We start from the raw sequence: 12868 nt of genomic DNA on the forward strand, positions 1-12868 counted from the left end.
GGAGGACCACTCGTGGCACGTATCACCCTCAGGCAACTGCTCGACCACGCAGCCGGCCACGGCTACGCGGTGCCGGCGTTCAACATCAACAACATGGAGCAGGGCATCGCGATCATGCAGGCGGCGGCCGAGGTCGATGCGCCCGTCATCATCCAGGCCTCGCGTGGCGCGCGCAGCTATGCCGGGGACCTAATGCTCTCGCACATGATCGACGCGCTGGAGCGGACCTATCCGGACATTCCGCTCTGCATGCATCAGGACCACGGCAACGACGAGGCGACCTGCGCCTCCGCCATCGCCCATGGCTTCACGTCCGTCATGATGGACGGCTCGCTCAAGGCCGATGCCAAGACGGCAGCCGACTATGACTACAACGTCGCGATCACCCGCCGCGTCGTCGATCTCGCCCACTGGGTCGGCGCCTCCGTCGAAGGCGAACTCGGCGTGCTCGGCTCGCTGGAACATGGCGGCGGCGAGCAGGAGGATGGTCACGGTGTCGAGGGCAAGGTCAGCCACGACCAGCTCCTGACCGACCCTGATCAGGCGGTCGACTTCGTCCGTGCCACCAAGGTCGATGCGCTCGCCATCGCCATGGGCACCTCGCACGGCGCCTACAAGTTCAGCCGCAAACCGGATGGCGACATCCTGGCGATGCGGGTGGTCGAGGAGATCCACCGCCGGCTGCCGAACACGCATCTGGTGATGCACGGCTCCTCGTCGGTGCCGCAGCCTCTCCAGGACATGTTCAATCAGTTCGGCGGCGAGATGCCCCAGACCTGGGGCGTGCCGATCGAGGAGATCGTTCGCGGCATCAAGAGCGGCGTGCGCAAAGTCAATATCGACACCGACTGCCGCCTCGCAATGACGGCGGTGTTCCGCAAGGTCGCCGCGCAAACGCGTTCCGAGTTCGACCCGCGCAAGTTCCTGAAGCCCGCAATGGACGCGATGCGTGAGCTCTGCCGCGACCGGTTCGAGCAGTTCGGCACGGCGGGCCACGCCAGCAAGATCAAGGTCATTCCCTTGGGCGAGATGGCGCGGCGTTACCGCGCCGGCGAGCTCGATCCACGCGTCGACGCCCGCGAACCGGTCGCGGCCTGATCAATCGGAAAGAGCAGAAAAGACAGCAGGAGAGAGACATGAACGCACATGCAGGCACGGTCCGCGGCAAAGAGCGCTATCGCTCGGGTGTGATGGAATACGCGCGCATGGGTTATTGGGAGCCCGACTACGTGCCAAAGGACACCGACGTCATCGCGCTGTTTCGCGTGACGCCCCAGGAAGGCGTCGATCCGATCGAGGCCTCTGCTGCGGTGGCCGGAGAATCCTCGACCGCGACCTGGACCGTGGTGTGGACCGATCGCCTCACGGCCGCGGAGAAATATCGCGCGAAATGCTACCGCGTCGATCCGGTGCCGGGCACGCCGGGCTCGTATTTCGCCTACATCGCCTATGACCTCGACCTGTTCGAGCCGGGCTCGATTGCAAACCTCTCGGCTTCGATCATCGGCAACGTGTTCGGCTTCAAGCCGCTCAAGGCCCTTCGCCTGGAGGACATGCGCTTCCCGGTCGCCTATGTGAAGACGTTCCAGGGGCCCGCGACCGGCATCGTGGTCGAGCGCGAGCGGCTGGACAAGTTCGGCCGGCCGTTGCTCGGCGCGACGGTGAAGCCGAAGCTCGGGCTGTCGGGGCGCAACTACGGCCGCGTGGTCTACGAGGCGCTGAAGGGCGGACTCGACTTCACCAAGGACGACGAGAACATCAACTCGCAGCCCTTCATGCACTGGCGCGATCGCTTCCTCTACTGCATGGAGGCGGTGAACCGCGCGCAGGCGGCCTCGGGTGAGGCGAAAGGCACGTACCTGAACATCACCGCAGGCACGATGGAGGATATGTACGAGCGTGCCGAGTTCGCCAAGGAGCTCGGGTCCTGCATCGTGATGATCGACCTCGTGATCGGCTACACCGCGATCCAGTCGATGGCCAAATGGGCGCGGCGCAACGACATGATCCTGCATCTGCATCGCGCCGGTCACTCGACCTATACGCGGCAGAAGAGCCACGGCGTGTCGTTCCGCGTCATCGCCAAGTGGATGCGGCTCGCGGGTGTCGACCACATCCATGCCGGCACGGTGGTCGGCAAGCTCGAAGGCGATCCCAACACCACGCGCGGCTATTACGACGTCTGCCGCGAGGATTTCAACCCGACCAAGCTCGAGCACGGCCTGTTCTTCGATCAGTCCTGGGCGAGCCTGAACAAGATGATGCCGGTCGCCTCCGGCGGCATCCATGCCGGCCAGATGCACCAGCTGCTCGATCTGCTCGGCGAAGACGTCGTGCTGCAGTTCGGCGGCGGCACCATCGGCCATCCCATGGGGATTGCGGCCGGCGCGATCGCCAACCGCGTGGCGCTGGAAGCGATGATCCTCGCCCGTAACGAAGGGCGCGACTACGTCCACGAAGGTCCGGAGATCCTGGCCAGGGCGGCCGAGACCTGCACGCCCTTGAAGGCTGCGCTCGAGGTCTGGAAGGACGTGACGTTCAATTATCAATCCACCGACACGCCGGACTTCGTGCCGACCGCGCTCGAAACAGTTTGAGGAGACGCAGCATGAAACTCACTCAGGGTTGCTTTTCGTTCCTGCCCGATCTCACCGACGACCAGATCTATAAGCAGGTGCAGTATTGCCTTGGAAACGGCTGGGCGGTGAATATCGAGTTCACCGACGATCCTCATCCCCGCAACACCTATTGGGAGATGTGGGGCCTGCCGATGTTCGACCTTCAGGACGCCGCCGGCGTCATGATGGAGCTCGCGGAGTGCCGCAGGGTGTATGGTAACAGTTACATTCGCATCAGCGGCTTCGATTCCAGCCATGGCTGGGAGTCGGTGCGGATCTCCTTCATCGTCAACCGGCCGCCGCATGAGGCGGAGTTCGAGCTGGTGCGGCAGGAAGTCGGTGGCCGTGCGATCCGTTACACCACTGTGCGCAAGCCGACCGTGCACGCGTCGACTTGAGCCATCCCCTTCCGCGCGGAGCTCTCCCTGCTCCGCATCCTTGGCGGACCACTGCTTCGCCGCTCCTCCGCGGCGAAGCTCTCTTCTTCGAGGGTAGCCATGCTGGATGTCCCCCACGCAACCACGACCGAGCCCGGCGAAACCCAATTCGATCTCCGCAAGGAAGCCGAAGCGGCCGGGATCACCGACACGCTGCAGCAGCTCGAGCAGGAGCTGATCGGATTGAGGCCAGTGAAGAACCGCGTGCGCCAGATCGCCTCGCTGCTGCTGATCGAGCGCATCAGGCAGCGCGCGGGCCTGGCATCGTCTCCGCCGACGCTGCACATGTCGTTCACCGGCAATCCCGGCACCGGCAAGACCACGGTGGCGCTGCGCTTGGCCAAGATCCTGCATGGCCTCGGCTTCGTGCGGCGCGGACAGGTGATCTCGGTCACGCGCGACGATCTCGTCGGGCAATATATCGGCCACACCGCACCGAAGACCAAGGAAATCCTGAAGAAGGCGATGGGCGGCGTGCTGTTCATCGACGAGGCCTACTATCTGCATCGCCCCGATAACGAGCGCGACTACGGCCAGGAGGCCATCGAGATCCTGCTCCAGGTGATGGAGAACCAGCGCGAGGACCTCGTCGTGATCCTCGCCGGCTATGGCGAGCGGATGACGAGCTTCTTCGCCTCCAACCCCGGCTTCCGTTCCCGCATCGCCCACCACATCGACTTTCCGGACTATGCCGAAGACGAGCTTCTCGTTATCGCCGAGCTGATGCTGAAGGAGCGGGGTTATCGCTTCTCGGCGGCGGCGCGCGAGGCCTTCGAGAAGTATATCGCGCTGCGCCGGACCCAGCCGTTCTTCTCCAACGCGCGCTCGATCCGCAACGCCGTCGACCGCATCCGGCTGCGGCAAGCCGATCGGCTGGTGTCCGATCTCGACCGCATGCTCGATGTCGCCGATCTCGAAACCGTCGATCCCATGGACGTCCTTGCGAGCCGTGTCTTCAGTGGCGGCACCGAGGCGCGGAGTGCAAAACCATGACCAGAGAGATCATCATCGCTCCCTCGATCCTGGCTGCGGATTTTGCGCGCCTCGGCGAGGAGATCGCGGCAATCGACACGGCCGGCGCCGACTGGATCCATTGCGACGTCATGGACGGACATTTCGTGCCAAACATCAGCTTCGGTGCCGATGTCATCAAGGCGATCAGGCCGTCGACGACAAAGATCTTCGACGTGCATCTCATGATCGCGCCTGTCGATCCCTATCTTGAGGCGTTCGCGAAGGCGGGGGCTGACGTCATCACCGTTCATGCCGAAGCCGGCGCCCATCTCGATCGTTCGCTTCAGGCCATCCGCGCGCTCGGCAAGAAGGCCGGTGTCAGCCTGTGCCCGTCAACGCCCGAGAGCGCGATCGAATATGTACTCGATCGTCTCGACCTCGTACTGGTGATGACGGTCAATCCGGGATTTGGCGGCCAGTCCTTCCTTGAATCCCAGCTCCCCAAGATCGAGCGGATCAAAGCCATGATCGGCGACCGGCCGATCCGGCTCGAGGTTGACGGCGGTGTCACGCGCGATAATGCCGCTGCCGTGGCCGCCGCGGGCGCCGATACACTGGTGGCGGGTTCCGCGGTGTTTCGCGGCAAGAGTGTTGCCGAATATGCCGCAAATATCGCGGCCATTCGGACCGCCGCCGAGACGGGCCGAGTTCCGAAGCGGCAAGATAATGCCGTGCAGCCGATGCGCATCGGCGAAGGCGCGCGCATCCGGTAAATTACGTAGGGCATTGCCAAGCGATTGGGCCGAGGTGTCGATCGTCTCATCGGTCGCATTTTTCTCCGGGTTCCTACGGAGAATCCAACGCGACTCGGCAATCCCCTTCATGACGGGGTAACCAACGGTACCGAAGCACGCGCGCGATTAACGGGGATGCAATGCGCCGCTCCACAATCTGTGGTTCAAGAGCTGCAGAGAGCGTGGGATGCACATTCAATATATTCACTGGAATGCGACCCATGGCTGGCGCGGAGCGGATGCCCTGCGCGAGCCTCCCCAACTCGTGCTCTATTTCGGCAGCCGTGAGCAATTGGCGGACGGCGAACGTTATCGAGAGCTGCGCGGTCTCTATCCCGAAAGCCATATCGTCGGTTGCAGCACCGGCGGACAAATCCATGGCGACGACATCTGCGATGACGAAGTCATCGCGGTCGCTCTTCGCTTCACTCATACGCAAGTTCGACTGGTGCAGGAGGTCGTCGAAACCCGCGATGCGTCGCGGGCTTGCGGCGCGCGTCTTGCCCGCCAGGCGCAGGCGGCGGATCTGGCGGGTCTGTTTGTCCTGTCCGACGGATTGGCGGTGAACGGCGGCGAACTGCTTGCTGGAATCACCGAGGTTCTGGGACCGGATTTGCCTGTTACTGGCGGGCTCGCCGGCGACGGCACCCGGTTTGAACAGACGATCGTCGGAGCCGACGCCGAACCGTCGCCGAACCGCGTCGCCGCAATCGCATTCTACGGCGCCTCGTTCCGTTTCGCGCATGGCTGTGCCGGCGGCTGGGATGTGTTCGGCCCGCGCCGCAGAGTGACGAAGTCGGAAGGATCCGTGGTCGTGGAGCTCGACGGCGAGCCGCCGCTGGACCTCTACACGCGCTATCTCGGCGAGGAAGAAGCCGAGGCGATGCCGGGTTCGGGTCTGGCGTTCCCTTTGCGCATTCACGACGAGGCCGAGCCGGACCGGCAGATCGTACGCTCGGTGTTCGCAGTGGATCGCAATGCCGGCACCCTGACGTTCGCAGCCGACATTCCGGAAGGATGCACTGCGCAATTGATGCGGGCCAATTTCGACAGTCTCGCCGCCGGTGCCGGCGAAGCCGGCAGGCAGGCGCGCAGCGCGCTCGCGGAGGGCGTTGCCGGCGACAAGCTTGCCATCCTGGTGAGCTGTACCGGTCGCCGCAGGGTCATGGGGGCAGCGCACGCAGGACGAGCTGGACGCCGTTGCCGCCGAGCTCGGCGAGGATTTCGTCCGGATCGGATTCTACTCCTACGGAGAGATCGCCCCACCGGCGGCGTCCGGCCGCTGCGGGCTGCACAACCAGACCATGACCGTTACCGTCATCGCGGAGGCGGCAGCTTGACCATGCACCGGCTGCTCGCAAGACAGATTCGCCAGTCGACGGATGAATCCGGACAGGTCGACCTGACCAGGCTCGGCGAGCTCGTCAGTGCGGCCTACGAGGAGGGCGATCGAGATCGCCGCCGCACCGACCGTGCGATCAAGCTGATGATCGAGGAACTCGAACAGACGCACAAACGCGCCGAACAGGATTTGCAGCGCGCGCGCGAATTCCTCGACAGCATCATCGAGAACATCCCGATCGCGGTATTCGCCAAGGATGCGAAGGATTCCCGCTACGTCCTGCTCAACCGCGCCGGCGAAGCGTATTACGGCATGCCGCGCGAGGCGATGCTGGGCAAGACTCCGGAGCAGATCTTTCCGGACCATATCGCCCGCGTCGTCAACGAGCAGGATCGCCGCGTCGTCGACAGCGGCACGCCGATGTTCCTGGAGGGGCATCTGCTCGAAGTCGGCGTGAAGGGCCACGATCGTCTGGTCAAGTCGCGCAAGCTGCTGGTCAGGGACGGCAGCGGCGCGCCGCAATATCTGGTCGGCGTGATCGAGGACGTCACCGAGAGGATCACGAACGAGGCGCGGATCAGCCATCTTGCGCATCATGACGCGTTGACCGAGCTGCCGAACCGCAGTGCCTTCAACGCCGCACTCGGCGAGCGGTTGGAGCGGGCGCAGGAGGCGGCAAACAGCTTTGCCGTGCTCAGCCTCGATCTCGACCGCTTCAAGGAGGTCAACGACGTGTTCGGCCATCCGGTCGGCGACATGCTGATGCGGGCGGCGGCCGACCGGCTTGCTGCGGAAGCCGACGGCGCCTTCGTCGCTCGTATCGGCGGCGACGAGTTCATGATCCTGATGCCCGACGATATCAGCCGCGATGACGCCCTCGCGCTCGCCGAACGGCTGGTCGAGACGATCGGCAAGGAGCTCGAGGTCGACGATTATCTCCCCCATGTCGGCCTCAGCGTCGGCATCGCGTTTTATCCCGATGACGGCGTGAATGCCGTCACCTTGCTCGCCAACGCCGATTCAGCGCTCTATCGCGCCAAGCGTGAGGGCCGTGGGCGCGTCCGCGTCTTCGAACCCGAGATGGACCAGGAGCTGCGAGACCGCAGGCTGTTGCAGCACGATCTGCGGCAGGCGCTGGAGCTGAACCAGTTCCTGGTCTACTTCCAGCCGCAGGCGCGGGTGGACGGCGAGATCATCGGCTTCGAGGCCCTGCTGCGTTGGAATCATCCGACGCGCGGCTTCGTGCCGCCGGACCAGTTCATTCCGCTGGCCGAGGAGAATGGGCTGATCGTTGAGATCGGCGAATGGGTCTTGCGCGAAGCGGCATCCTGGCCGCGCCCGCTGCAGTTCGCCGTCAATCTCTCGCCGGTCCAGTTCCAGGCCGGTGATCTCGAACGTTCGATCCACCAGATCCTGCTGGAGACCGGGCTTACGCCGACGCGGCTCGAGGTCGAGATCACCGAGGGCGTGCTGATCGGCGATTTCACCCGCGCGCTCAATCTGCTGCGACGGCTGAAAGCGCTCGGCCTCCGCATCGCGATGGACGATTTCGGCACCGGCTATTCCTCGCTGTCCTATCTGCAGTCGTTCCCGTTCGACAAGATCAAGATCGATCGGAGCTTCATCTCCAATCTCGACGCGACGCCGCAATCGGCCGAGATCGTCCGCGCGGTCCTGAGCCTCGCGCACGCCCTGAATATCCCGGTCATCGCCGAGGGGGTGGAGACGGAAGCGCAGCGTGCCTTCCTGGCGCGGGAGGCCTGCGAGGAGATGCAGGGCTATCTGGTCGGCCGGCCCGACCTGATCGAGCGCTATCTCGACCTGGTCGCGTGACCGTGGAGCGCCGGCTCTACGCCTAGCCGACGGATCCGGGCCTCCGGGCCTCCGGGCGTCGATCGACACGGGTTTGGAACTTTAGGTCGGACATATATTTCCTAATAGCAAGCCGAGGCCAAGCCCGCGCTGGGCGCAGAAAATCTTTTGCACAACCGCCATCGGCCTGACGCAAATCAGGGCAATAAGCTCAGTAAATGCGAGGGAGGGTCTCATGGAGAACGTACGTCGCTACCGGGCGCTGGCGTCGCTCTGCCGTCAGCAGGCGGCTTACCGGCCGCTTCAGACCTGGGAGCTCCTCGGCCAGGCCGAACATTTCGAACATCTCGCCGAGGTCGAGCTCAAGGCGCATTTCGACGCGTGCAATGGGCCACACAACGAGGACGCCGCCGTGCCCGCGACGTGGGAGACCCCGGTCGCGGCGTGACGGCGCCTGTTGGTCTCAATGCGACATCAGCGTCGGGACCGTCATGGCTTCCAGCATGGCGCGGCTGACGCCGCCGAGAACGCGCTCCTGTAAGCGCGAATGGCCGTAGCCGCCCATCACCAGGAGATCGAGCGCCTCGTCGGCCGCCAGCGACAGGATGGTCGGCTGGATGTCGGCGCGGCTCGCCGACAGGCCGACCGTGCGGGTCGACAATCCGCGCCGGCCGAGATGTCTCGCCAGGTTGCTCGCTGACGCTTCGTCTGACACGGCCTTGGCTTCGTTGATGGTGATGATCACGATCTCGTCGGCGCGCGCCAGGAACGGTGCGGCGTCGTGCACGGCGCGGGCCGCAAGGCGGCTGCCGTCCCAGCAGATCCCGATCCGGCTTGCCCTGAAAGCTCCATGGAAGGTGTAGGGCAGGAACAACACCGGACCGCCTGCCTGGAACAGGATCTCGCGCGGTACGTCGTTGTCGAACGAACCCTGCGCAGGATCAGGCTGGAGCACGACGCTGAGGTCGTGCAGTCGCGCCATCTCGCCGAGCGAGCCGGCTGCATCCGCCGGGATCGCGCCGAGCGCGCGGCAGCCGTAGGAGACGCCGGCGTTCGCCGCTTCGACGCCAAACACCGCGAGCGCGGCCTCGGCCCGCTCCACGGCGCGCTCGCGCTCCAGTTCGAACACGGCTGCCACCGCGGCGCCGCCCTCCATCACGTAAGCGGCACTGGTTGCGACATAGCCGATCGCGACCGCGTCGAGATGGGCGTTGAACTGCGCCGCGAGCGAAATCGAGCCGTCGATCGCCGAGCGCATCGGGCGTTCGGTGGGGATGTGGACGAGAATGTCTTTGTACATGGCGCGCCTCCGAGGGACATCATCCGGTGGCCGCAGTTTTTCACTGTCGGAAGGACGCGCGTTGAGCTGCATCAAATGCGCGGGCGGCGATCTTCCGCGGGGCCGCGCGCGTTCTTTGCCAAGATTTAATCGGACGGACGGGACGTCGTAAGGTGACAGGGGCCATGTTGGAGACAAGGCGACACCTTACCAACATGGACATTTCGACATGAACGATCGCGTCAATTCCGACATCCCGACGTCCCGCAGGATCTTGAGGCCGCGCCGGCTGGCGCTGCTCGGCACCGTCGCCGCGCTCGGCGTGGCCGTTCTGGCGGTTTCTCCCGGCTCCTTGCCGTTCGGTCCGAGCTCTTTCATTGCGCCGGCCCAGGCCGCGGAATCCGCAACGACTCCGCCGGGCTTCGGTGATCTGGTCAGCAAGGTCAAGCCCGCCGTCATCTCGGTGCGGGTCAAGATCGACCAGGACAACGACAAGAGCGCGATGCTGCAACAGAACCGGATGGATCAGGACGAGGATTCTCCGTTCGACCAGTTCTCCCGGCAGTTCGGGTTCCGCGGCCCGGGCGGCATGAACGGCATGCCGCGCCAGCGCCATCAGATGATCACGGGCGAAGGCTCCGGCTTCTTCATCTCCGCCGACGGCTACGCCGTCACCAACAACCACGTCGTCGACCACGCCGAGTCGGTGCAGGTGACCCTGGATGACGGCACCAGCTACACCGCCAAGGTGGTCGGCACCGATCCGAAGACGGATCTCGCGCTGATCAAGGTCGACGGCAAGAAGGATTTTCCGTTCGTCAAATTCTCCGACCAGAAGCCGCGCATCGGCGACTGGGTGGTCGCGGTCGGCAATCCCTTCGGCCTCGGCGGCACCGTGACCGCCGGCATCGTCTCGGCCAGTGGCCGCGACATCGGCAACGGTCCCTATGACGACTTCATCCAGATCGATGCGCCCATCAACAAGGGCAATTCCGGCGGCCCGGCCTTCGACATGAACGGCAACGTGATCGGCGTGAACACCGCGATCTTCTCGCCCTCCGGCGGTTCGGTCGGCATCGGGTTCGACATTCCGGCCTCGACCGCAAAGCTCGTCGTCGCGCAGCTGAAGGACAAGGGCGCGGTGACCCGTGGCTGGCTTGGTGTGCAAGTGCAGCCGGTCACCGCCGAGATCGCCGACAGCCTCGGGCTGAAGGACGCGCGCGGCGCCATCGTCGACAACCCGCAGGACGGCAGCCCGGCGGCGAAGGCCGGCATCGAGGCGGGTGACGTCATCACCGCCGTCAACGGCACGGCGGTCAAGGATTCGCGAGACCTTGCCCGCACGATCGCGACCCTTGCGCCCGGCAGCTCGGTGAAGCTCGACGTCTTCCACAAGGGCGACAGCAAAACGGTGACGCTGGCGCTCGGCGAGTTGCCGAACGAACGGCAAGCCAAGGCCGATGTTGGCAAGGAACAGTCGGCCCCCGGCACTCCGCGCCTCGGTCTTGCTCTGGCTCCGGCCGGTGACGTCCAGGGCGCCGGCCAGAAGGGCGTTGTCGTCACCGAGGTCGATCCGCAAGGTCCGGCGGCGCAGCGTGGCATCCAGACCGGCGACGTCATCCTCAATGTCGGCGGCAAGGCCGTCGCCAATGTCGGCGATGTCCGCTCCGAGCTGGCGCAGGCCAAATCGTCCGGCAAGCGCAGCGTGCTGTTGCAGGTCAGGAACGCGCAGGCGACCCGGTTCGTCGCGGTACCGCTCGCCTGAGGCGAATGTCGATCGGCATCGAACAAGAAAGGCGGCCCTCGTGGCCGCCTTTTCCGTTCGCCTTCAGGCTTGCTGGGATGCGATCGATAACATTCTCGTCAACGGCAGCGATGATGACCCGGTTCGTCCGAAAAAGCCGTGTTCGCTCATCAGAGTTCCGAATCGTGCAAGTCTCTGGAGGCAACGACGCCGCCGGCATGGGTTGCAAGCGTGGAACTTCGAACCCGCCGCCGCTTTGTGGAACTGGCCGCTCGTTCGCATGTGATCGGTGCCGACATGGATCGATTGAAGCTCTCGCTAAGGAGTGCGCTGCTCGTGGCGCCATTCGTGCTCTGGGGCGGAAACGCTCTCGGGCGGGACGACGGCCGCTACGCGGATTCACCCCTGAAGCCATGGTTCGACGGTTTGCGCAGCCACCTCGGCCCATGCTGCTCGGATGCGGACGGGTTTGCCGTCGCCGATCCCGACTGGGAGTCGCATAACGGGCATTATCGCGTGCGTCTCGACGGCGAGTGGATCGAGGTGCCGGACGAGGCCGTGATCACCGAACCGAACCTGGCCGGCCGCACCATGGTGTGGCCGGTGAAGACCGCGTTCGGGGTTTCGATCCGCTGCTTCATGCCAGGCAGCATGATCTGAGACGGATCGCCGTCAGCGTTTGCTGGATTTGCGCTTCGACGACTTCTTGGTTGTTCTCTTTGTTGTCGTCTTCTTGGTCGTCCTTTTCTTGGACGTTTTCTTCGCCGTTTTCTTGGCAGCCTTCTTCGGGACCTTCTTGCCCTTCTTGCGTGCCTTCGACAGTCCGATTGCGATTGCCTGCTTGCGGCTCTTCACGCGGCCGCCACGGCCTTTGCGCCCGCTCTTCGCGGTGCCCTTCTTGTAGCGGCGCATCTCGCTCTCGACATCGCTGCCGGAGCTGGGTGAGTAGCGGCGTTTCTTTGCCTTGCGTGCCATGCATGTTCTCCCTTGGCCGGGGAGAACCGATCGACAGGAGCATGGTTCCGAAAGCGCGCATCCAACGTTGCAGATGCGCGACGCAGACTAGAAGGAATTCGCCAGATCGATCTCGGCTTCCAGCACCTGAATGCGCCGGGCGGCCTCGCTGAACGACAGATCGCGCGCATATTGTGCGGGCTGATACGCCTCTTCGCTCAGCCGTTTCAACCTCAGCCCCTGCGTCCGCGTCATCTGCTCGGTGAGGAAAACCCGGGCGTCGTATCTACCTTGAACCTGCATGTCGCTTCTCCCTCCTGAAAATCGTGCCTTGACTATACGTTCTTATTTTGTTCTAACAAGCCATGGACAACAGAATTAATGAAATTCGACGTAAAATCAGCGCCTTGAGGCTTGAAATGGCCGGCGTCGAGGCGTCGGTGCGCGAGCTCATCAACGGCGATCGCGATTGCGCCCGGCAGGCCCTGGCGCAGATGGATCTGCGCCGGAAGGTCGACTTGCTGATCGGCGAATGGAAGGCTGCCGGCGGCGGCGGTGTCCTGCCTGACGTCCGCGACCGGGTGCGCCTTCGTCTTGTAAAGACAGCGGTCAATCCCGAGCGCGCGCGCACCCGGCGCTAAGACCTTTGGGGAGGGCGCCGTGGAGGAAGACCCGGACACTTACCGGATCTTGAGGTTGCGCGCCGAGATTCTCGAACTGGGCTCTGCCATCCGGCAATTGCAGCGTGCCGGTCTCGATGATGCTGCAGCCCAACTTCTGCTCGGACGCAAGCGGGCGCAGCTCGAGCATCTCGTGAAGACGAACTCTGCGGGCGGCCTTCAAGACCCGTGACATCCGACGCAGCTAGCGTGCGCGCAAGCGACGCACTGCACTGGATCTGCCTCTGCCGCTTACGTTTCAGCAGCCATCGAGG

At 64.3% G+C, this 12868-nt stretch carries 14 protein-coding genes; 11 read left to right on the forward strand and 3 right to left on the reverse strand.

Annotated elements, in window-relative coordinates:
• Positions 1–12: 12 nt before the first annotated feature.
• From fba to CIT39_RS09695, 7 genes are all read left to right on the forward strand, one after another.
• The gene (gene fba, locus CIT39_RS09665) at positions 13–1098 is read left to right on the forward strand and encodes a class II fructose-bisphosphate aldolase (RefSeq protein WP_094975558.1); all 1086 of its coding nucleotides are present in this window, start codon (positions 13–15) and stop codon (positions 1096–1098) included.
• A 38-nt stretch (positions 1099–1136) separates the two neighbouring features.
• On the forward strand, positions 1137–2597 hold the full coding sequence (locus CIT39_RS09670) for a form I ribulose bisphosphate carboxylase large subunit (RefSeq protein ID WP_094975557.1): 1461 nt from the start codon (positions 1137–1139) through the stop codon (positions 2595–2597).
• An 11-nt stretch (positions 2598–2608) separates the two neighbouring features.
• Entirely contained in the window at positions 2609–3016 is a 408-nt protein-coding gene (locus CIT39_RS09675) for a ribulose bisphosphate carboxylase small subunit (RefSeq protein ID WP_094975556.1), read from the forward strand.
• A 99-nt stretch (positions 3017–3115) separates the two neighbouring features.
• Positions 3116–4048 (forward strand): CbbX protein, encoded by a 933-nt coding sequence (gene cbbX / locus CIT39_RS09680; protein ID WP_094975555.1) that lies wholly within the window; start codon positions 3116–3118, stop codon positions 4046–4048.
• Positions 4045–4782: a ribulose-phosphate 3-epimerase gene (gene rpe / locus CIT39_RS09685; protein WP_094975554.1), complete on the forward strand. Its 738-nt coding sequence runs from the start codon at positions 4045–4047 to the stop codon at positions 4780–4782. The genes cbbX and rpe overlap by 4 nt, the downstream gene beginning before the upstream one ends.
• A gap of 208 nt (positions 4783–4990) precedes the next feature.
• Complete coding sequence (locus CIT39_RS09690) at positions 4991–7978, forward strand: bifunctional diguanylate cyclase/phosphodiesterase (protein ID WP_244607557.1); 2988 nt, start codon at positions 4991–4993, stop codon at positions 7976–7978.
• Positions 7979–8192: 214 nt separating this feature from the next.
• Entirely contained in the window at positions 8193–8405 is a 213-nt protein-coding gene (locus CIT39_RS09695; protein WP_094975553.1) for a hypothetical protein, read from the forward strand.
• A gap of 15 nt (positions 8406–8420) precedes the next feature.
• On the opposite strand, the gene CIT39_RS09700 is transcribed toward CIT39_RS09695, so the two are convergent.
• Positions 8421–9257 (reverse strand): universal stress protein, encoded by an 837-nt coding sequence (locus CIT39_RS09700; RefSeq protein ID WP_162308430.1) that lies wholly within the window; start codon positions 9255–9257, stop codon positions 8421–8423.
• A gap of 208 nt (positions 9258–9465) precedes the next feature.
• Between CIT39_RS09700 and CIT39_RS09705 the strand changes: the two genes are divergently transcribed.
• Positions 9466–11001 carry a Do family serine endopeptidase gene (locus tag CIT39_RS09705; RefSeq protein ID WP_094975551.1) on the forward strand — a complete coding sequence of 512 codons (1536 nt, stop codon included), beginning with the start codon at positions 9466–9468 and terminating at the stop codon, positions 10999–11001.
• Between the two features lie 276 nt (positions 11002–11277).
• On the forward strand, positions 11278–11640 hold the full coding sequence (locus CIT39_RS09710; protein WP_162308878.1) for a hypothetical protein: 363 nt from the start codon (positions 11278–11280) through the stop codon (positions 11638–11640).
• A gap of 12 nt (positions 11641–11652) precedes the next feature.
• On the opposite strand, the gene CIT39_RS09715 is transcribed toward CIT39_RS09710, so the two are convergent.
• Positions 11653–11955: a DUF6496 domain-containing protein gene (locus CIT39_RS09715; RefSeq protein ID WP_094975549.1), complete on the reverse strand. Its 303-nt coding sequence runs from the start codon at positions 11953–11955 to the stop codon at positions 11653–11655.
• An 87-nt stretch (positions 11956–12042) separates the two neighbouring features.
• Positions 12043–12237: a DUF3072 domain-containing protein gene (locus CIT39_RS09720; protein WP_094975548.1), complete on the reverse strand. Its 195-nt coding sequence runs from the start codon at positions 12235–12237 to the stop codon at positions 12043–12045.
• Between the two features lie 116 nt (positions 12238–12353).
• Between CIT39_RS09720 and CIT39_RS09725 the strand changes: the two genes are divergently transcribed.
• Together CIT39_RS09725 and CIT39_RS09730 are read left to right on the forward strand one after the other, a co-directional pair.
• Positions 12354–12575 carry a hypothetical protein gene (locus CIT39_RS09725; protein WP_094975547.1) on the forward strand — a complete coding sequence of 74 codons (222 nt, stop codon included), beginning with the start codon at positions 12354–12356 and terminating at the stop codon, positions 12573–12575.
• Positions 12576–12594: 19 nt separating this feature from the next.
• Positions 12595–12786, forward strand: coding sequence for a hypothetical protein (locus CIT39_RS09730; RefSeq protein WP_094975546.1), 192 nt, complete (start codon positions 12595–12597; stop codon positions 12784–12786).
• Positions 12787–12868: the final 82 nt, after the last annotated feature.

This window comes from Bradyrhizobium symbiodeficiens, from assembly GCF_002266465.3.
Classification (GTDB): Bacteria; Pseudomonadota; Alphaproteobacteria; order Rhizobiales; family Xanthobacteraceae; genus Bradyrhizobium; species Bradyrhizobium symbiodeficiens.